The organism is Neorhizobium sp. LMR1-1-1.1 (assembly GCF_040675795.1).
Classification (GTDB): domain Bacteria; phylum Pseudomonadota; class Alphaproteobacteria; order Rhizobiales; family Rhizobiaceae; genus Neorhizobium; species Neorhizobium cellulosilyticum.
The window spans coordinates 113800-132285 of the sequence record NZ_JBEGHE010000025.1 but is presented as its reverse complement, the minus strand read 5'-3'; the positions used below and the strand labels follow the sequence as shown (position 1 = coordinate 132285).

Sequence of the window (18486 nt, the reverse complement as noted above, 5' to 3'; positions counted from 1 at the left end):
AACGGCACGATAGAAAGCCAAGGCAAATTAAGGTGGCCTGCAAAGGCCCGATGGAGGAATGCCTTGGAATCGGCCAAGCCGTGCATCGCGCTCATCGCGCATGATCTGAAAAAAGACGACATGGCGGATTTTGCCCGCCAACGCCAGACGGCATTATCGAAGTTTCGCATCGTCGCAACAGGAACGACCGGCGGCCGCGTGCAGGAAGCTGCTCCAGGTCTCGATGTTACGCGACTGAAAAGCGGGCCGCTGGGCGGCGATCAGCAGATCGGTGCCATGATCGCAACCGGCGAGGTCAGCATGCTGGTCTTTTTCATCGATCCGCTCTCTGCACTTCCGCACGATGTCGACGTCAAGGCGCTTACGCGGCTTGCAACCGTCTATGACATCCCGATGGCGCTCAATCGCGCCACTGCAGAACATCTCATCGACTTTCAGTAATCCGCGAGATCCGCTCCCCATGGCCAATGTTCATTCCGAGGCACTGCCCTTTCCTATCCTGATCGGAGATATCGGCGGCACCAATGCCCGCTTCTCCATTCTTGTCGATGCCGAAAGCAAGGCAACGGACTTCGTCCACGTGCAGACTGCGGATTACGAGACAATCGACGACGCGATCGTCGACAAGGTCTTCAACAATCCCGAGCTTGCCAAGCCGCGTTCGGCAATTCTTGCCATTGCCGGTCCGGTCGACGGCGACGAAATCGATCTGACCAATTGCGACTGGATCGTTCGGCCGAAGAAAATGATCGGCGAACTCGGCTTTGACGCGGTGCTCGTCCTCAACGACTTCGAGGCTCAGGCGCTCGCAGTTGCCAGCTTGACCGATAGCGACCGCGAACAGATCGGCCCGAATGCGCCTGCCGTCGATGCAACACGGGTCGTACTTGGCCCCGGCACTGGTCTTGGCGTTGCAGGCCTGCTTCACGCCCAAGACACTTGGTTTCCCGTGCCGGGTGAAGGCGGCCATGTCGATATCGGCCCGCGCACGCCGCGCGATCTCGAAATCTTTCCGCATCTCGTCACCATCGAGGGGCGTGTCTCGGCCGAGGAAATCATTTCCGGACGCGGCCTCCTGCATATCTACAATGCGGTCTGCGCGGCTGACGGCGTTACACCGAGCGTCAGCCAGCCCAAGGATGTGACCGAAGAGGGTCTGAACGGGAAGAACGCCCAGGCTGCGGAGGCACTCGAACTGTTCGTGACCTATCTCGGCCGTCTCGCCGGCGATCTGGCCCTCATCTTCATGGCGCGCGGCGGCGTTTTCCTTGGTGGCGGTATTTCGCCAAAAATACTGCCGGAGCTGAAGAAACCGCTGTTCCGCGCCGCTTTCGAGGACAAGGCACCGCATAAGGAACTGATGAAGACGATCCCGACCTTCGTCGTCACGCATCCGCAGGCAGCACTTGCCGGCCTTGCCAGCTATGCCCGCACGCCTGCCTCTTATGGTATCGCTACCGAAGGTCGGTGCTGGCGCCGGTGAATGCCGGAAAGTCACACCATTCACGAATCCGGCAGGGTCGGCTGGCAAAACCAGGCTTAAGGGGCTAACAAGCCCCTACTTTTGGACCGCGCAGTAACCCTGCCGAATTGGGACTTTCCATTGAAGGCTGAAAAAGAAAAAAAACGCCACGTTGATTCCGGTACCGTCGTCAGCGTGCTGAAGCGGATCATATCGGAAAATGGCCGCGACCATGTTCGCGGATACGCATTCGCCATCAGCTGCCTCATCGTCGTGGCGCTATCGACCGCATTCACCGCCTGGATCATGGAGAAGGTGGTCAACGAGGCTTTTGCCAACCGTCGTGCCGACATCGTCTGGCTGATCTGCGGCTCTATCCTGGCCGCTTTCGTGCTTCGCGGCTTCGCCACCTATGGGCAGGCGGTTGCGCTGTCGAAGATCAGCAACAATATCGTGGCGCGTTACCAGCGCCGGCTCTACAGCCACATGATGTCGCTCTCGGTCGGCTTCTTCTCCGAAGCCCGTTCCGCACATCTGGCAGCACAGATCAGTCAGAACATTTCGGGCATCCGCGATGTGATGAACCTGACGGTCACCTCGACAGCACGCGATCTCCTGACGCTCGTCTCGCTTGTCGGCGTTATGATTTCCAAGGACTGGGTTCTATCGCTGATCGTCTTTGCCGTCGCGCCGCCGCTCCTTTATGCGCTCCGTTATGTGTCTCGCCGACTTCGACTGGCGACCAGGGAGTCGATCGAGATCAACAGCCGCGTTCTTGGCGCCATGCAGGAAACGGTGCAGGGCATTGCGGTGGTGAAGGCCTTCACTATGGAGCAGGAGCTCGAGAAGAAGGTCAACAAGATCATCCAGACGGCTGAGGCCCGCTCCAACCGCATCGCGCGGCTTTCCGAGCGCACCTCGCCGCTGACGGAAACCTTTGCCGGCTTTTCCATCGCGAGCGTGCTGGCCTATGCCGCATTCCGTTCGATCTACGACAACGTGCCGCCAGGGGCTTTCTTCGCCTTCGTCACCGCCTTGCTGTTGGCCTATGATCCGGCACGCCGGCTTGCCAAGCTGCAGGTGCAGATGGACCGCGCCGTGGTCAACGCGCAGATGATCTATGCCCTTCTCGATCTGCAGCCCGCGCAACGCGAAAAGCCCAGCGCACCTGCTCTTGCGATCACCGAGGCCAAGGTCGAACTCAAGGATGTCGTTTTTTCCTATGCGACAGGTTCACCGATCCTTCGCGGAGTGAGCCTTGTCGCCGAAGGCGGCAAAACGACTGCGCTTGTCGGACCTTCAGGTGCCGGCAAATCGACCATTATCAACCTCATTCCGCGCTTCTACGATCCGGCGGAAGGCGAGATCCTGATCGACGGACAAAATATCGCCGACGTTACGAAATCCTCGCTTCGCCACCAGCTCGCTTATGTCTCGCAACAGCCCTACATGTTCGAAGGCTCGATCCGCGACAACATCCGATACGGACGTCCGGACGCAACCGACGAAGAGGTCGAGGAGGCAGCGAAGCTCGCGCACGCGCATGAATTCATCATTGCCCAGTCCGAAGGCTATGACACATCGGTCGGCGAAAACGGCGTGACGCTTTCCGGCGGCCAGCGGCAGAGACTTTCGATTGCCCGCGCACTGGTGCGCAATGCACCGATCCTGCTGCTTGACGAGGCGACATCGGCGCTCGACAACGAGTCTGAAGCAGCCGTGCAGAAGGCGCTCGATACAGCCATGCAGGGTCGCACCGTGATCGTCATCGCGCACCGGCTGTCGACCGTCGTCAATGCCGACAAGATCGTGGTGATGCAGGAAGGCCGCGTTGTCGAGGAAGGCACGCATGAGGACCTTGCCCAGCGCAAGAACGGTCTCTACGCTCGGCTCAACAATCTGCAATCGCCGGAACACCATTAAGCAGGAACAGGCAGGACATGAGTGAAAACGAGATGAAGCTGGTCGTCGTGGGTGCCGGCGGTCGAATGGGCCAGACCCTGATCCGCGTGATCCACGAAACGCCCGGCGTCACTCTTCATGCAGCCATCGAGCGCGAAGGCTCTCCGTTCCTCGGCAAGGATGCAGGTGAATTGTCGGGTGTTGGATCGATCGGCGTTGCGGTAACCAGCGATCCGCTTCAGGCCTTTCTCAATGCCGAGGGCGTGGTCGATTTCACCGCGCCTGCTGCCAGCGTCACCTTTGCCGGGCTCGCTGCGCAGGCGCGCATCGTGCATGTGATCGGCACGACCGGCTGCTCCATCGACGACGAAGAGAAGTTCACCGCAGCAAGCCGTCATGCGCGAGTGGTGAAGTCCGGCAACATGAGCCTCGGCGTCAATCTTTTGAGCGTCCTGACCAAGCAGGCCGCGCGTGCCTTGCCGGCAGAGGGCTGGGATATCGAAATCATCGAGATGCACCACAAGCACAAGGTGGATGCGCCGTCGGGCACCGCATTGCTGCTCGGCGAAGCGGCTGCCGAGGGGCGCGGCATCGACCTTGCTTCCCAGTCCGTGCGCGTTCGTGATGGTCATACCGGCCCGCGCCCGGGCGGCACGATCGGCTTTGCAACGCTGCGCGGCGGCTCCGTCGTCGGCGATCATTCCGTCATTCTCGCCGGTGAAGGCGAACTGGTTACATTGTCGCACAGTGCCCGGGACCGCTCTATTTTCGCACGCGGGGCAGTTGCAGCCGCACTCTGGGCGCGTAATAAGAAGCCCGGTCAATATTCGATGCTCGACGTGCTCGGGCTCTCAAATCAATAATATACGGAGGTCTTTCTCATGAGCGGTACTCTTGTCCTCGTTCGCCACGGCCAGAGCGACTGGAATCTCAAAAATCTGTTCACCGGCTGGAAGGACCCTGACCTGACCCCGCTCGGGATCCAGGAAGCCGAGACCGGCGGTAAGGCACTTGCCGAAACCGGCATTAAGTTCGACATCGCCTTTACCTCCGACCTTCAGCGCGCGCAGAAGACGCTGAAGATCGTGCTCGACAAGGTCGGCCAGCCGGACCTTGAAACGATCAAGGACCAGGCGCTCAACGAACGCGACTACGGCGATCTCTCCGGCCTCAACAAGGACGACGCACGCGCCAAGTGGGGCGAGGAGCAGGTTCACATCTGGCGCCGTTCCTATGACGTCCCGCCTCCGGGCGGCGAAAGCCTGCGTGATACCGGTGCCCGCGTCTGGCCTTATTACCTGACCGAAATCCTGCCCCGCGTCCTTCGCGGCGAAAAGGTGCTGGTTGCGGCCCACGGCAATTCGCTGCGCTCGCTGGTCATGGTGCTCGACAAGCTCACCAAGGAACAGATCCTCGGCGTCAACCTCGCAACGGGCGTTCCTATGGTCTACAAGCTCAACGCCGACTCCACCGTCGCTTCCAAGGAAGTGCTCGGCGACATGTCCGGCGCGCATTAAGTTTAGCCTAAGCGCGACTGACCAACTCCAAAATTACGCAGTGTTTGAACCTTGAGGATTGTGATCTACAATCTCAACCCTCAAGGTTTTTTCGCCATTCAATAGATCGGCCATGCCGTCTCGGATAGCCTGCTGTTGCAGCTCCATTTTTTCGTGAGCTGTTGGCGAATATATCTCACGGCTAATTTCTACCTTCGAGAACTCATAACCGACAGTTGGCGCCATTTTATATAAGAGTTCAATAAAGAGCTCTAAACGCCTCTGCCCCCAAACTGCTGGATCAGTCGTATTTGGGGAAAGATGATCTAGATAGTTTTTCCAAGCATCCACGACGGCTCTGTAAGACTTCTTTTTGCCATAGAAGTCTAGGGCGATAGAATTGAGAGCTTCGACATGAGCTTGAGATAATGATGCAGCTCTAGTTGACATCAAAACTCGAAATATCTGAAGCCTTCGTTCAGATTTTTCTCGGCTACGTTCAAGATATTTTTGGCTTTGGACCGCAAGTATAGGGCCAATCAACGTAGCAAATATGATCATCCAGTCTGATATTGTCATTTGTAAAGCCACACGCGACGAGACTTTTATACTAATTAGGTGCATCACCAATGCAACTGCAGAATTGCTCAATTCTCAATTGTAAACTGCACCGCGTCTGCTGGGAAACGGCTGACGGCATATTGGACCGGTACGCCATTAGGATCGACATTCAGAGCCCGCGTTACGAGAACGATCGCTCCCGGCGACAGTTCGAGAGACGAGAGATCATCATTATCGGCGTGGACGGCGGTGATTTCCGTCGAGGCACGGATATAGTCCGGCAGGCCGGAAGCGGCAAAGGCGGCGGTGATCGAGCCGCTGTCGCGATAGGCATTGGCCATGCCGGCAAAGCGTTCTGCGGGAAACCACGCGGTTGCGCGGGAAACGGGCCGGCGGTCTGCCTTTCTCAGCGTTTCGAGCCGGATGAGCCTTGAGCCCAAGGGCAATTGCAGCCGAGCTGCGAGGTCGGCACTTGCTGCCTCTTCGGATGAGGCGAGCAATATACCTTCCTTTTCCCGCGCCTGATCGCCGATGCCCTGATTGAACCGTGTGCGCCGCGAGATCGGAAAGTTCAGCCTCTCCTTGCGCAGGATAAGCGTTCCCCGCCCCTGCACTGCCTGGACGATACCTTCCTGAGCAAGGGCTGCGAGAGCACTGCGAACTGTATGGCGATTGACGCTGAACTGGGCCGCCAGCACCACTTCCGGCGGCACTTTTCCGGTATCGTCATAGTCGCCTCCGGCGATGGCCGTGCGTATCCGGTCGGCAATCTGCCGCCAGAGCGCTACACCGTTTTGCCGACGAACTGCCGCTTCCTGCATATCCATGTCACACGCTTGTTATATCCAAAAGTTATGGCTAAGTTATCTTGTATAGTTGTCTATATCAATAGACATTTTGGAGAGTTGCCATGAGTGTTGCAGAGCAGACCCTGCCAACCGAACAGGCAGGCCGCAGGCGGTGCGCTTCCCTTCTCGCCGTAGCGACAACGGATGAACTTCGCGCCGCGTGGGATGCATTGAAAGACAAGCCCGAGACAAAACCCGTTCGCGGTCCGGAGACCGGGCTGGTGATGGTCCGCGGCCGGATCGGCGGCGGCGGCAGTCCGTTCAATCTCGGCGAAGCGACCGTGACACGCGCGACCATCGCACTTGCATCGGGCACGGTCGGCCACGCGCAAGCGCTCGGCACGGATAAGCAGAAGGCGAAGCTTGCGGCGATATTCGATGCGCTCTGGCAGGAGGATGCCACGAGAGACCATGTCGAAAACGTCCTACTTGCTCCGATCGAACATCGCGTTGCGACGGAAAACCGAGCGAAGGCGGAAGAGACTGCCGCCACCCGCGTCGACTTCTTCACAATGGTTCGGGGAGAAGACTGATGTCTGCCAATACACAAGCCTTTACCGGTGGCTTTTCCGATCCGGTCTTCCAGTCCCAGAGCGTATTTCGCATGCTGATGGACGGCATGGCGCGGCCGGGATCGATCCGGTCGATCGAGCATGATGCCGGACAGCCCGATCCGCTCGGAGCGGCAGCCGGCGCAATCGCGCTGACGCTTTGCGACCACGACACGCCGGCCTGGCTCAGCGCCGGCTTTGCCAAGTCGGCGGTCGGCGAATGGATCGGCTTCCATTCCGGTGCGACGATAACCCGCGAAAAGGCCGAAGCACGCTTTGCCTTCGTCGAGGCGGGCGTGACGCCTTCTTCCTTCGGCCTGTTTTCGCTCGGCAGCCAAGAATATCCGGATCGTTCGACGACGCTGGTCATCGAAGTGGCGGGACTTGGTGAAGGCCAGTCCTTCACGCTGTCGGGACCGGGCATCCTTCAGTTTAAGACCGTCGAGATTGCCGGATTGCCCGAGGCGTTCCTGCGCTTGTGGGCCGACAACCGGCCGCTGTTTCCACGCGGTGTCGATGTCATCCTGACGGCGGGACGCAGTTTTCTGTGCCTGCCCCGCACGACGAAGATCGTGGCTTAGTCCTCAAGGAGAGTAGACCATGTATGTTGCCGTCAAAGGTGGCGAGGCTGCCATCAGCAACGCTCACCGGCTTCTCGCCGACCGACGCCGGGGCGATCGTTCGCTCCCCTCCGTCACGATCGACCAGATTGCCGAACAGCTCGGCCTTGCCGTTGATCGGGTGATGGCGGAGGCCTCGCTTTACGACCGTTCGCTTGCAGCGCTTGCGGTACGCCAGTCTCGCGGCGACCTGATCGAGGCGATCTTCCTGCTGCGCGCCTATCGCACCACCCTGCCCCGCTTCGGCAATTCAGTGCCGCTCGACACTGCCGAGATGCAGGTCGAACGCCGCGTTTCGGCGACCTACAAGGATCTGCCGGGTGGACAGCTGCTCGGCCCGACCTTCGACTACACCCATCGCCTTCTCGACCCCTCACTACTGTCGGACGAAGCAGTCGAAGAGCCTGCCCGCAGGGAGGCTGGTGGCGAGGAGATCATGCGCGTCTCCGACATTCTCGCGCATGAGGGCCTGATCGAGGCCGATGGGGAACTACCGCAGGATCATCAAGCGGGCGATCTGACGCGTGAGCCGATGGAGTTTCCGATGGGGCGTGACCTGCGCCTGCAGGCTCTGGCACGTGGCGATGAAGGTTTTCTTCTGGCACTCGGTTATTCGACCCAGCGCGGCTATGGCCGCAACCATCCGTTCGTCGGTGAAATCCGCATCGGCGAGGTCGAGGTGGAGATGGAGATACCGGAACTCGGCTTTGCCGTTTCGCTTGGCCATATCCGCGTGACCGAATGCCACATGGTCAACCAGTTCAAGGGTTCATCCAAGGCGCCGCCGCAGTTTACCCGCGGTTACGGCCTCGTCTTCGGCCAGAGCGAGCGCAAGGCGATGTCGATGTCGCTCGTCGATCGCGCGCTTCGTGCAGAAGAACTCGGTGAGGACGTTACCGCGCCGGCGCAGGACGAGGAATTCGTCATTTCCCATTCCGACAACGTGCAGGCGACCGGCTTCGTCGAACACCTAAAGCTGCCGCATTACGTCGATTTCCAGGCGGAACTCGCCATGGTCCGCAAGATGCGCGCCGATATCGAAGCCGCGCGCACTGCCGACCGGGGTGAAACCGTGATGAAGGATGCTGCCGAATGAGTGCCGATCTCGCCACCTACAATTTCGCCTATCTGGACGAACAAACGAAGCGGATGATCCGCCGCGCGATCCTCAAGGCAATATCGATACCCGGCTATCAAGTCCCCTTCGCATCGCGCGAAATGCCGATGCCCTATGGCTGGGGCACCGGCGGCGTGCAGGTGACCGCCTCGATCATCGGGCCGGAAGACGTGCTGAAGGTGATCGACCAGGGCGCCGACGACACGACCAACGCCGTCTCCATCCGCGCCTTCTTCCAGAAGGTCGCAAACGTGGCGGTGACGACGCATACAAAGGATGCAACGATCATCCAGACACGTCACCGCATTCCGGAACAGAAGCTCGGCGAAAATCAGGTTCTCGTCTATCAGGTGCCGATCCCCGAGCCGCTGCGTTTCCTCGAGCCACGCGAGACCGAAACGCGCAAGATGCACGCGCTGGAAGAATACGGCCTGATGCATGTGAAGCTCTATGAAGACATCGCCATCAACGGCCGCATTTCCAAGACCTATGCCTATCCGGTGAAGGTCGATGGCCGTTATGTGATGGACCCGTCACCGACACCGAAATTCGACAATCCGAAAATGCACATGTCGGACGCGCTGCAGCTTTTCGGTGCCGGGCGTGAGAAGCGCATCTATGCGGTGCCGCCGCATACCGAAGTGGTCAGTCTCGATTTCGAGGATTATCCGTTCGAGATCCAGACATTCGAACAGGATTGCGCGCTATGCGGCGCGCATGGCGTCTATCTCGACGAAGTCGTGCTCGACGACAAGGGCGGGCGAATGTTCGTCTGCTCCGATACCGACCATTGCGAGGATCGTCGCGAGCACGGGCATGTCGGGGCGATGCTTGCTCCTAATCAGGAGGCTGCGGAATGACCGATACCCCTCTTCTCAAAGTCAGCGGTGTGTCGAAATTCTACGGCAGCCGGATCGGCTGCAAGGATGTCAATTTCGAGCTTTGGCCGGGCGAAGTTCTCGCCATCGTGGGTGAATCCGGTTCGGGCAAGACGACGCTTCTGAACTGCATCTCCACTCGTCTTCTGCCCACCGCCGGCAGCGTCGAGTACCGGATGCGCGACGGCAATTTCCGCGATCTCTATCACATGAGCGAGGCCGATCGCCGGTTCCTGATGCGCACCGACTGGGGTTTCGTTCACCAGAACCCGGCGGACGGATTGCGCATGGCGGTTTCTGCCGGTGCCAATGTCGGCGAGCGGCTAATGGCAGTCGGCGATCGGCATTACGGCAAAATCCGCGAGACGGCGACGGACTGGCTCGGCCGGGTGGAAATTTCCGCAGACCGGATCGACGACCAGCCGCGCGCCTTTTCCGGCGGCATGCGCCAGCGCCTGCAGATTGCCCGCAATCTCGTCACCGGTCCGCGGCTCGTCTTCATGGACGAGCCGACCGGCGGTCTCGATGTGTCGGTGCAGGCACGCCTGCTCGATCTCGTCCGCGGCCTCGTCAACGATCTGGGCCTTGCAGCAATCGTCGTCACCCATGACTTGGCGGTCGCCCGCCTGCTCTCCCACCGGATGATGGTGATGAAGGACGGACATGTGATCGAACACGGACTGACAGACCGCGTGCTCGACGATCCACGCGAGCCCTACACCCAGCTTCTCGTTTCCTCGATCCTGCAAGTATAGGAGATCCAGATGGCCACTCCCCTCGTCGTCTCGGAAGTCTTCAAGAGCTTCACCATGCATCTGCGCGACGGTATCAAGCTGCCGGTCGTCAACGACGTGAACTTTTCCGTCGCCGCCGGCGAATGCGTCGTGCTCGGCGGCCCGTCCGGCATCGGCAAAAGTTCGATCCTGAAAATGCTCTACGGCAATTATGCGGTAGATGCGGGCCAGATCCTCGTCGATCACAAAGACAAGATCGTCGATATCGCCAATGCCGACCCGCGCACGATCATCGACGTGCGCCGTCACACGATGGGTTATGTCAGCCAGTTCCTGCGCACCGTGCCGCGCGTCGCAGCAATAGATGTCGTTGCCGAACCACTCGTCATACGCGGCGTCGAGGCATCGGTTGCCAAAGAGAATGCGGCCGAGCTGCTTTCCCGGCTCAACCTGCCGCGCGAATTGTGGTCGCTGCCGCCATCTACCTTCTCCGGCGGCGAGCAGCAGCGCGTCAATATCGCTCGCGGTTTCATCACCAGCCATCGCATCCTGCTTCTCGACGAGCCGACCGCCTCGCTAGATGCCACCAACCGGCGCGTCGTGGTCGAGATGATCGCAGCGAAGAAGGAAGAGGGCGTCGCCATGCTTGGTATCTTCCATGACGAGGAAGTACGCGAGGCAGTCGCAGACCGTATTCTCGACGTCAGTGCCTTTTCTCCACGAAAGGCCATTGCGGCATGAGCAGGAAACTGACCGAGGCGCCGAATATCCACGAAACGGCAAGCGTGACGAACGCGACGCTCGGACACTACACGGAAGTGGCCGAGCGCTGCCGCCTGGATGAAGTGGAATTCGGTGACTATTCCTATATCGAGCGCGATGGCTCGATCTGGTGCGCCACGATCGGCAAGTTCGTCAACATTGCCGCCGCAGTGCGCATCAACGCCACCAACCATCCGATGCAGCGCGCCACACTGCATCATTTCACCTATCGCGCCGCCTATTATTGGGATGACGCGGATATGGAAAAGGAGTTCTTCGACTGGCGTCGGGAAAGCCGGATCACGATCGGTCATGACGTCTGGATCGGCCACGGCGCCACTCTGCTGCCGGGTGTGAATGTCGGAAATGGCGCGGTGATCGGCGCCGGCGCTGTCGTCTCCAAGGATGTCGCGCCTTACACCATCGTCGGCGGTGTGCCGGCCAAACTGATCCGCGAGCGCTTTACCAAGAAAATCGGAGAAGAAATGGACCGGCTCGCCTGGTGGGATTGGGATCATAAGAAGTTACGCAGCGCACTCGAAGATTTCAGGACACTTTCAGCAGAGGATTTTCTTGCGCGTCATGCGTTGTAACGAAAGCGTTACAGAAGCGTCACGCTTGTAATCAAACTGACATCGAATCGACATTCAGACTTCATCAACCAAGTCTAATCCGATCCCCACCAGGGGATTGAACAGGCATCAGAACATGAAGTTTGAACTGAGGAATATCACTCGACGTTTCGGCGATCGTATCGCGGTCAATGCCGTCAATGTAGAGATTCCCCAGGGACAGATGGTCGGCATTATCGGTCGGTCCGGTGCCGGCAAGTCCACCCTTCTGCGAATGATCAACCGCCTGCAGGAGCCGAGCTCCGGCTCTATCCATTTCGGCAGCGTCGAAGTGTCCTCGCTGAAAGGCGCCGGATTGCGCAACTGGCAGCGTGACTGCGCGATGATCTTCCAGCAGTTCAATCTCGTGCCGCGCCTCGACGTGCTGACCAATGTTATGCTCGGCCGCCTGAACCATCGCTCGACGGTCTTGAGCCTGCTCAACATCTTTTCCGACGACGAGCGACTAGCAGCCATTGCGGCGCTCGAACGTCTCGGTATCGAACAGACCGCGATGCAGCGCGCCGGAACGCTTTCGGGCGGCCAGCAACAGCGTGTGGCGATTGCCCGTGCGCTGATGCAGGCGCCGAAGATGCTGCTTGCCGACGAGCCGATTGCTTCGCTCGATCCGCTCAACGCCAAGATCGTGATGGATGCGCTGCGCGATATCAACGAGCGTGAAGGCATTACCGTCATTACCAACCTGCACACGCTCGATACCGCCCGCAGCTATTGCGAGCGCATCATCGGCATGGCTCATGGCAGCGTTGTCTTCGACGGCACTCCAGCTGAACTCACGGCGGCTGCCGTGCAGGAAATCTACGGCTCCGACAAGGATGGCGCCGGTATCGACGAAACGATGACCTCGACCAGCATCAACATTCCCGCAGCCCAGGCTGGCCGGGAACAGCAATCGGGTGGGATCGGCTCGCTGGCGAGCGCCAGCGCCTGATACCCGCACCCAGATCGACAGCCCGCGTAAAGGGCAAACCATTCATTCATGACCCAACTCCGGATGATCCGGAAACAGGAGATCACCATGCTGAAGAAAACTCTTCTCGCTGCCGTTGCACTCAGCGTGCTCGCCGGCTCCGCAATGGCACAGGACGTCAAGGTTCTGCGCATCGGTCTCGACGGCTCGGAAAACGAAGCCGACCAGATCCGCAACACCCAGTGTGTTGCCGATGGCCTCAAGGCTGCGACCGGCGTTCCGGAAGTCCAGATCTTCCCGTCGCCGGACTATAACGGCGTCATCCAGGGCCTGCTCGGCGGCACGATCGACATCGCTTCGATGGGCGCCTCCTCCTATGCCGCCATCGCAATCAAGGACCCGAAAGCTGTCGACCCGATCCTGACCTACACCCAGTCGGACGGTTCCAGCGGTTACTACTCGATCATGGTCGCCCGCAAGGATTCGGGCATCAAGACGCTCGCCGACCTGAAGGGAAAGAAGCTCGGCTTCGCCGACCCGGACTCGACCTCCGGCTATCTCGTCCCGAACGTCGCCCTGCCGAAGGAAATCGGCGCACCGGTGAAGGAATACTTCTCTGAAACCGGCTTCGGCGGCGGTCACGAGAACCTCGTTCTTGCCGTTCTCGACAAGAAGTTCGATGCCGGTACGACCTTCGGTTCGGGCGTTGGCAAGTGGGAAGACGGTTACACCGGCGGCAACCTGCACCAGATGGTCAACAAGGGTAACCTGGACATGGACGATATCGTCGAAGTCTGGAAGTCGCCGCTGATCCCGAACGGCCCGCTGATGGTCAACAACAAGCTGCCGGAAGCCATGCGCGCCAAGGTCGAAGCCTATTTCATGGACCTTCCGAAGAAAGACCACGATTGCTTCAAGTCCTACACCCAGGGCGACAACAAGGAATACATCAAGGTCGATCCGTCCTTCTACCAGACGATCGTCGACGCTCGTAAGTCCGTCATCGGCGGCTGATCCTTCTTTCCATCCTTTGACGGCGGCACTCCCTGAGTGCCGCCGTTCGTCAAACGAGAGCGCGGATCATGGCGACCATCAGCGAAAATACCTCTGGCGGGCTCGGCCCTGCCGCATCCCTGGTGATGCAGCATTACCGGCAGCAGCTTCGGACACGCCGGATCTACACCGCGATCTCGATCGGCATTTTTCTCATCGCACTTTTCTACTCGCTGCAATTCGCCAATGACGCGAATGCGGGCAAGTTCTTCGAACGCCTGCCCTATTTCTTCGATTTCATCCGCAGCTTCGTGCCGGACAGCCCGATGGAAATTTTCCGAGCGATGTTCGACCTGCCGTCGCCCTATGCCGACGGATCGCTGAAATACGACTACACGGCCGACCGGGTCTACATTACCGACACGCTCTACATTCCGAATTTCTTCTACCAGTTGATCATCACGATCAACATTGCGCTGGTTTCAACGATCGTCGGCGCATCCCTTGCCTTCCTGCTGTGCTTCTTCGCCTCGACCAATCTGGTGGGCGCCGGCGCTACCCGTTTCGTCGTGCGCCGGATCATGGAAGTGATGCGCGCCTTCCCGGAAATCGTCATTGCCGGGCTTCTGACCGCGATCCTGTCGATCGGCCCGATTGCCGCGATCATTGCGATCACCGTTCATACGATCGGTGCGCTCGGAAAGCTGTTCTTCGAAGTTGTCGAAAATTCCGACATGAGGCCGGATGAAGGCCTGCGTGCCGCCGGTGCTTCATGGGTCGAGCGCGTGCGCTTCGCCATCGTTCCCCAGGTGCTGCCGAATTTCGTTTCCTACACGCTGCTGCGCGCCGAGATCAACGTGCGCGCCTCGACAATCATCGGGGCTGTCGGGGGCGGCGGCATCGGCGAAGTGTTTCGTCTGGCGATCGGCCGCGACCATGCCGCCAAGACCTATGCGATCATCATCCTGCTACTTGTCAGCGTGATCGCGATCGATCAGTTCTCGAGCTGGCTTCGCCGCCGGCTGATCGGCCAACAATCCTTCGAATTCGGCAGGGGAGCAGCCTGATGACATCTTCGGTCCCCAGCATCAACGCTTCCGATCGCGAGCGGCTGCGCTCGGCCCATCCGGAGGTCTTTCACCGCTCGGTCATGAAGCGCTACGGGCTGGTCATCGGTTCAGGCATCGTCTTTGCCTATCTCGTGATCTGCTTCTTCGCCTTCAATGTCGGTCCCGCCTTCCAGAATGGTCAGTGGGATCGTGCGTCTTCCTATATCCAGGACTGGTATTCGTGGCGCGCACAGCCGCGCCTGCGCTTCCAGGATGACGGCACCGTGCGGGCGCAGTGGTCAAGCCGCGGACAATATGCCGCGGGCGCCGACATATTCTGGCTGCAGCCGACCCAGGGTGGCGGCTATACGGTCACCTACGGCAGCGACAACGACAGGCTGGAAGTTTCGTCAAGCCGCGTCGATGTCTACGTCAACGGTACTGCTTACCCCGTCACGATCACCGAGGATGCAGCAACAGCACCGGCAGGCGCGCCGGCTGCGATCATCCAGGACGGAGCCAAGGTCATCGTTGACTACGGCTTCGAGGGACAGGCTGAAATCCGGACCTCCCAGGTCTATATCCAGCGCCGTTTCCTCGGCTGGGCAAACTTCCTGTTCGACACCAAGTCGGATTTCTGGGGCAAGAGCTGGGGCGAACTGGTCAGCCTTGCCACGGTCGGCGAACGCCTCGATCCCGCGCGCTCCAACGTTTCGCACATGGTCGACGATTTTCTCGGCAACAATGTCTGGCAGCATGCCGACATCCTGTCGAAGCTGATGCAGACGCTGGTCATGGCCTTCGTTGGCACGCTGCTCGGCACGCTCTGTGCCTTCCCGCTCGCGTTCATCGCTGCGCGCAACATCACGCGAAGCCGCGTCGCCAACTGGGGCATGAAGCGTCTGTTCGACTTCCTGCGCTCGGTCGACATGCTGATCTGGGCGCTGTTCTTCACCCGCTCCTTCGGCCCCGGGCCGATCCCCGGCATTGCGGCGATCTTCTTTACCGATGCCGGCGCGCTTGGAAAGGTTTATGCGGAAGCGGTCGAGAACGTGGATGACAAGCAGCGCGAGGGCGTGAAATCGGTCGGGGCCTCGCCAATCATCGTCAACCGCTTCGGCGTGGTGCCGCAGGTCCTGCCGGTGTTTATCTCCCAGTCGCTGTACTTCTGGGAATCGAATACCCGCTCGGCCACCGTCATCGGTGCCGTCGGCGCAGGCGGTATTGGCCTCAAGCTCCTCGAAGCGATGGGCACCAATGCCGACTGGGACAAGGTCGCCTATATGGTTCTCCTCATCCTCTTCGTGGTCTTCCTGTTCGACAACGTGTCTAATGCGATCCGCTCGCGACTGATCGGCGGCCCGACGCATTAAAGCGCGCCCGCATCATCATTCTGTCATGGAAATCTTTTAGGCGCTGGGCCTGTCTTCGGATACGACGGATGTCTAGACTTCCGTCTCTGCCCCTTCCTGATTCCGGAATGATGCCTTGCGTTACGCCCTCTACTTTTCCCCCGCTGCGGACCATCCGCTGACGACGACCGCATCCCGTTGGCTCGGCCGTGATGCCTATACCGGCGAGGCCTTTCCCACGCCCGAGGTTAACGGCCTTTCCGTGGACGAGGTTCATGCGCTTACCGCCGATCCTCGCCGCTACGCCTTTCACGCAACACTGAAGGCTCCGTTCGAACTCGCAAACGGCAAGACGGAAGCGGAACTGATCGAAGCTTTCAAAGAGTTTGCCGCGACGACTGAGGCATTCGATATACCCAACCTGATTGTCGGTCAGCTCGGACGGTTCTTCGCGCTGGTGCCGGATCGGGTCTATCCCGAGCTGCAGGACTATGCTGCCCGCATCGTTGAGGATTTCGAGCCATTCCGGGCGCCGCTGTCGGATGCCGATATTGCCCGTCGCAAGCCGGAAACGCTGTCGCCGCAGCATCGCGACAACCTGATGCGCTGGGGTTATCCCCATGTGATGGGAGAATTTCGCTTTCACATGACGCTGTCCGGCCAGGTTCCGCCCGAACAGGCGCCTGCCATGCGCGCCGCTCTCGAGCTCCGTTTTGCGGAATTCATCAACAGGCCGCTCTCCATTAACGGCATAGCGCTCTTCGTCGAGCCTGCCCGCGGCGCAGATTTTATTGCCCATCGCTGGCTGCCCCTGAAGCCCGCTTCCGAGATCAGAAAGACCGCCTCATGACCGAGACCGTATTCAAGAATGCCCGCATCGTGCTGGAAGACAGCGTTATTTCCGGCTCCGTACAGATCCGTGACGGCAAGATCGCTGACTTTTCCGAAGGCAGCGTTCACACGGGCGAGGATTTCGAGGGCGACTATCTGATCCCGGGTCTGGTGGAACTGCATACCGACCATCTGGAACAGCATTATTCTCCGCGTCCCGGCGTGCGCTGGAATGCGACGGCGGCGATCCAGGCACATGACGCCCAGATCGCCTCTTCCGGCATCACGACCGTCTTCGATTGCCTGAGAATGGGATCGGACGAGGACGGTGGCTTCGAGCATGGCGAGATGCGGGCCATGGCCGATGCGATCCAGGCGGCCGAACGCGAAGGGCGGCTGCGCTCGGAGCACCTGATCCACCTCCGCTGCGAGGTTTCGGCCGATAACGTGCTGGAGCATTTTGCCGATTTCGAGAATGACAGCCATGTGCGGCTCGTCTCGCTGATGGACCACGCTCCCGGTCAGCGTCAGTTCCAGACAATGGATCAGTATATCTTCTACTATCAGAAGAAGCGCGGCCTGACCGACGAAGCCTTTAAGATCTTTGTCGACAAGCGCGTGGCGGAATCGCAGCGCAATTCGACGCCGCATCGTATCGCGATTGCCAAGCATTGCGCCGAGCACGGTATCACCGTTGCAAGCCATGACGATGCGACGCTTGCCCATGTCGACGAGGCGATCGAAAACGGCGTCAAGCTTGCCGAATTCCCAACCAGTTTCGAAGCCGCCGCCGCCTCGCATAGGGCTGGCATGAACGTGCTGATGGGCGCGCCGAACGTCGTGCGCGGCAAGTCGCATTCCGGCAATATTGCCGCCCGCGATCTTGCTGCCGGAGACGTTCTCGATGTCCTCTCCTCGGACTACGTGCCTCTCAGCCTGCTTTACGCGCCATTCATTCTTGCAGACGATGTCGAGGGGATCTCTTTGCCAAAGGCGATCTCCATGGTGACATCCACACCGGCCCGAACAGCTGGCCTTGCCGATCGCGGCCGGATCGCGACCGGGTTGCGTGCCGACCTCGTACGGGTTCATCGCGAGGCAGGCGTGCCGGTATCGCGCGCCGTCTGGCGGCAAGGGCGCCGGGTGGCCTAATGCACGGATCATCCGAACCCCGCAGAAAAGCCGGTGAAGGCTGCATGGTCGCGGTCGTCGGCCCCAGTGGGGCCGGCAAGGACACATTGATGGCCTACGCCGCCCGCGCCCTCTCGGGCAACCCCGATGTGGTGTTTGCCCGTCGCGTGATAACCCGCGATGCTGCTGCCGGCGGCGAGAATCATGATGGCGTCTGCGAAGCCGAGTTCGAAAAGCTCAAAGCCGATGGCCGCTTTGCCGTTTCATGGGAAGCTCACGGATTGCATTACGGCATACCCGTCGAGACGAAGAATGCCGTGGCGAGCGGCGCGGTCGTTATCGCAAACGGATCGCGCTCGGCGCTCGGCCTGTTCGGGCAAGCCTATCCGAACCTCGTCGTCATCAACGTAACAGCACGCCCGGAAGTGCTGGCACTGCGGCTTGAAGCGCGCGGACGAGAGAGCAGAGAAGACATTCTGCGCCGGCTGAAACGAAGTTCGCTTGGCGTGATCGGCGACTATAAGGTCATCACGATCGATAATAGCGATGAAATAGAAATTTCGGGCAAAGCGATTGTCGACGCCGTTTCGACTTTATTATCCTAGTCTTTCATTCCGAGAGAAAAATAAAACCTGGCACGCTTTAAAGTTCCAATAG

21 protein-coding genes are annotated in these 18486 nt (G+C 59.7%); 19 read left to right on the top strand and 2 right to left on the bottom strand.

What is annotated here, in order from left to right:
* The first annotated feature begins 63 nt into the window (after positions 1-63).
* The 5 genes from MRBLMR1_RS13800 to MRBLMR1_RS13780 all read left to right on the top strand — a co-directional run bounded on the left by MRBLMR1_RS13800 (position 64) and on the right by MRBLMR1_RS13780 (position 4881).
* A complete protein-coding gene (locus tag MRBLMR1_RS13800) occupies positions 64-441 on the top strand; it encodes a methylglyoxal synthase (RefSeq protein ID WP_148146159.1) in 378 nt (125 codons plus the stop codon).
* A gap of 19 nt (positions 442-460) precedes the next feature.
* On the top strand, positions 461-1483 hold the full coding sequence (locus MRBLMR1_RS13795; protein WP_148146160.1) for a glucokinase: 1023 nt from the start codon (positions 461-463) through the stop codon (positions 1481-1483).
* Positions 1484-1603: 120 nt separating this feature from the next.
* Positions 1604-3385, top strand: coding sequence for an ABC transporter ATP-binding protein (locus tag MRBLMR1_RS13790; RefSeq protein WP_148146161.1), 1782 nt, complete (start codon positions 1604-1606; stop codon positions 3383-3385).
* A 17-nt stretch (positions 3386-3402) separates the two neighbouring features.
* The gene (gene dapB / locus MRBLMR1_RS13785) at positions 3403-4227 is read left to right on the top strand and encodes a 4-hydroxy-tetrahydrodipicolinate reductase (protein ID WP_148146162.1); all 825 of its coding nucleotides are present in this window, start codon (positions 3403-3405) and stop codon (positions 4225-4227) included.
* Between the two features lie 18 nt (positions 4228-4245).
* The gene (locus tag MRBLMR1_RS13780) at positions 4246-4881 is read left to right on the top strand and encodes a 2,3-bisphosphoglycerate-dependent phosphoglycerate mutase (RefSeq protein ID WP_183684914.1); all 636 of its coding nucleotides are present in this window, start codon (positions 4246-4248) and stop codon (positions 4879-4881) included.
* Between the two features lie 33 nt (positions 4882-4914).
* On the opposite strand, the gene MRBLMR1_RS13775 is transcribed toward MRBLMR1_RS13780, so the two are convergent.
* Positions 4915-5439, bottom strand: coding sequence for a DUF6680 family protein (locus MRBLMR1_RS13775; RefSeq protein WP_148146164.1), 525 nt, complete (start codon positions 5437-5439; stop codon positions 4915-4917).
* A 68-nt stretch (positions 5440-5507) separates the two neighbouring features.
* A complete protein-coding gene (phnF, locus tag MRBLMR1_RS13770; RefSeq protein WP_148146296.1) occupies positions 5508-6242 on the bottom strand; it encodes a phosphonate metabolism transcriptional regulator PhnF in 735 nt (244 codons plus the stop codon).
* An 89-nt stretch (positions 6243-6331) separates the two neighbouring features.
* On the opposite strand from phnF, the gene phnG reads away from it, so the two are divergent.
* The 14 genes from phnG (at position 6332) to phnN (ending at position 18434) form a co-directional block, all read left to right on the top strand.
* A complete protein-coding gene (gene phnG, locus MRBLMR1_RS13765; RefSeq protein WP_148146165.1) occupies positions 6332-6802 on the top strand; it encodes a phosphonate C-P lyase system protein PhnG in 471 nt (156 codons plus the stop codon).
* The gene (gene phnH / locus MRBLMR1_RS13760) at positions 6802-7401 is read left to right on the top strand and encodes a phosphonate C-P lyase system protein PhnH (protein WP_148146166.1); all 600 of its coding nucleotides are present in this window, start codon (positions 6802-6804) and stop codon (positions 7399-7401) included. Before phnG ends, phnH begins: the two co-directional genes overlap by 1 nt.
* Before the next feature lie 19 nt (positions 7402-7420).
* On the top strand, positions 7421-8536 hold the full coding sequence (locus tag MRBLMR1_RS13755) for a carbon-phosphorus lyase complex subunit PhnI (protein WP_148146167.1): 1116 nt from the start codon (positions 7421-7423) through the stop codon (positions 8534-8536).
* Positions 8533-9417 carry an alpha-D-ribose 1-methylphosphonate 5-phosphate C-P-lyase PhnJ gene (locus MRBLMR1_RS13750; RefSeq protein WP_148146168.1) on the top strand — a complete coding sequence of 295 codons (885 nt, stop codon included), beginning with the start codon at positions 8533-8535 and terminating at the stop codon, positions 9415-9417. The genes MRBLMR1_RS13755 and MRBLMR1_RS13750 overlap by 4 nt, the downstream gene beginning before the upstream one ends.
* Complete coding sequence (gene phnK, locus MRBLMR1_RS13745) at positions 9414-10190, top strand: phosphonate C-P lyase system protein PhnK (RefSeq protein ID WP_148146169.1); 777 nt, start codon at positions 9414-9416, stop codon at positions 10188-10190. The genes MRBLMR1_RS13750 and phnK overlap by 4 nt, the downstream gene beginning before the upstream one ends.
* Positions 10191-10199: 9 nt before the next feature.
* Positions 10200-10910, top strand: a complete 711-nt coding sequence (gene phnL, locus MRBLMR1_RS13740) for a phosphonate C-P lyase system protein PhnL (RefSeq protein WP_148146170.1) — start codon at positions 10200-10202, stop codon at positions 10908-10910.
* Entirely contained in the window at positions 10907-11524 is a 618-nt protein-coding gene (locus MRBLMR1_RS13735; RefSeq protein WP_148146171.1) for a DapH/DapD/GlmU-related protein, read from the top strand. Before phnL ends, MRBLMR1_RS13735 begins: the two co-directional genes overlap by 4 nt.
* A gap of 115 nt (positions 11525-11639) precedes the next feature.
* On the top strand, positions 11640-12494 hold the full coding sequence (phnC, locus tag MRBLMR1_RS13730) for a phosphonate ABC transporter ATP-binding protein (protein ID WP_148146172.1): 855 nt from the start codon (positions 11640-11642) through the stop codon (positions 12492-12494).
* A gap of 87 nt (positions 12495-12581) precedes the next feature.
* Entirely contained in the window at positions 12582-13487 is a 906-nt protein-coding gene (phnD, locus tag MRBLMR1_RS13725; protein WP_148146173.1) for a phosphonate ABC transporter substrate-binding protein, read from the top strand.
* A 125-nt stretch (positions 13488-13612) separates the two neighbouring features.
* Positions 13613-14533 carry a phosphonate ABC transporter, permease protein PhnE gene (phnE, locus tag MRBLMR1_RS13720; protein WP_148146297.1) on the top strand — a complete coding sequence of 307 codons (921 nt, stop codon included), beginning with the start codon at positions 13613-13615 and terminating at the stop codon, positions 14531-14533.
* On the top strand, positions 14533-15888 hold the full coding sequence (gene phnE, locus MRBLMR1_RS13715; RefSeq protein WP_148146174.1) for a phosphonate ABC transporter, permease protein PhnE: 1356 nt from the start codon (positions 14533-14535) through the stop codon (positions 15886-15888). The genes phnE (MRBLMR1_RS13720) and phnE (MRBLMR1_RS13715) overlap by 1 nt, the downstream gene beginning before the upstream one ends.
* A 115-nt stretch (positions 15889-16003) precedes the next feature.
* The gene (locus tag MRBLMR1_RS13710) at positions 16004-16717 is read left to right on the top strand and encodes a DUF1045 domain-containing protein (RefSeq protein ID WP_148146175.1); all 714 of its coding nucleotides are present in this window, start codon (positions 16004-16006) and stop codon (positions 16715-16717) included.
* Positions 16714-17850, top strand: coding sequence for an alpha-D-ribose 1-methylphosphonate 5-triphosphate diphosphatase (locus tag MRBLMR1_RS13705; protein WP_148146176.1), 1137 nt, complete (start codon positions 16714-16716; stop codon positions 17848-17850). Before MRBLMR1_RS13710 ends, MRBLMR1_RS13705 begins: the two co-directional genes overlap by 4 nt.
* Positions 17850-18434, top strand: coding sequence for a phosphonate metabolism protein/1,5-bisphosphokinase (PRPP-forming) PhnN (gene phnN / locus MRBLMR1_RS13700; protein ID WP_500065068.1), 585 nt, complete (start codon positions 17850-17852; stop codon positions 18432-18434). The genes MRBLMR1_RS13705 and phnN overlap by 1 nt, the downstream gene beginning before the upstream one ends.
* The last annotated feature ends 52 nt before the right edge of the window (positions 18435-18486 follow it).

Coding starts and splice junctions, on each gene's coding strand:
- MRBLMR1_RS13795 (WP_148146160.1), top strand. CDS start 461: ATGGCCAATGTTCATTCCGAGGCACTGCCCTTTCCTATCCTGATCGGA.
- dapB (WP_148146162.1), top strand. CDS start 3,403: ATGAGTGAAAACGAGATGAAGCTGGTCGTCGTGGGTGCCGGCGGTCGA.
- MRBLMR1_RS13780 (WP_183684914.1), top strand. CDS start 4,246: ATGAGCGGTACTCTTGTCCTCGTTCGCCACGGCCAGAGCGACTGGAAT.
- MRBLMR1_RS13775 (WP_148146164.1), bottom strand. CDS start 5,439: ATGACAATATCAGACTGGATGATCATATTTGCTACGTTGATTGGCCCT.
- phnF (WP_148146296.1), bottom strand. CDS start 6,242: ATGCAGGAAGCGGCAGTTCGTCGGCAAAACGGTGTAGCGCTCTGGCGG.
- phnG (WP_148146165.1), top strand. CDS start 6,332: ATGAGTGTTGCAGAGCAGACCCTGCCAACCGAACAGGCAGGCCGCAGG.
- phnH (WP_148146166.1), top strand. CDS start 6,802: ATGTCTGCCAATACACAAGCCTTTACCGGTGGCTTTTCCGATCCGGTC.
- MRBLMR1_RS13755 (WP_148146167.1), top strand. CDS start 7,421: ATGTATGTTGCCGTCAAAGGTGGCGAGGCTGCCATCAGCAACGCTCAC.
- MRBLMR1_RS13750 (WP_148146168.1), top strand. CDS start 8,533: ATGAGTGCCGATCTCGCCACCTACAATTTCGCCTATCTGGACGAACAA.
- phnK (WP_148146169.1), top strand. CDS start 9,414: ATGACCGATACCCCTCTTCTCAAAGTCAGCGGTGTGTCGAAATTCTAC.
- phnL (WP_148146170.1), top strand. CDS start 10,200: ATGGCCACTCCCCTCGTCGTCTCGGAAGTCTTCAAGAGCTTCACCATG.
- MRBLMR1_RS13735 (WP_148146171.1), top strand. CDS start 10,907: ATGAGCAGGAAACTGACCGAGGCGCCGAATATCCACGAAACGGCAAGC.
- phnC (WP_148146172.1), top strand. CDS start 11,640: ATGAAGTTTGAACTGAGGAATATCACTCGACGTTTCGGCGATCGTATC.
- phnD (WP_148146173.1), top strand. CDS start 12,582: ATGCTGAAGAAAACTCTTCTCGCTGCCGTTGCACTCAGCGTGCTCGCC.
- phnE (WP_148146297.1), top strand. CDS start 13,613: ATGCAGCATTACCGGCAGCAGCTTCGGACACGCCGGATCTACACCGCG.
- phnE (WP_148146174.1), top strand. CDS start 14,533: ATGACATCTTCGGTCCCCAGCATCAACGCTTCCGATCGCGAGCGGCTG.
- MRBLMR1_RS13705 (WP_148146176.1), top strand. CDS start 16,714: ATGACCGAGACCGTATTCAAGAATGCCCGCATCGTGCTGGAAGACAGC.
- phnN (WP_500065068.1), top strand. CDS start 17,850: ATGCACGGATCATCCGAACCCCGCAGAAAAGCCGGTGAAGGCTGCATG.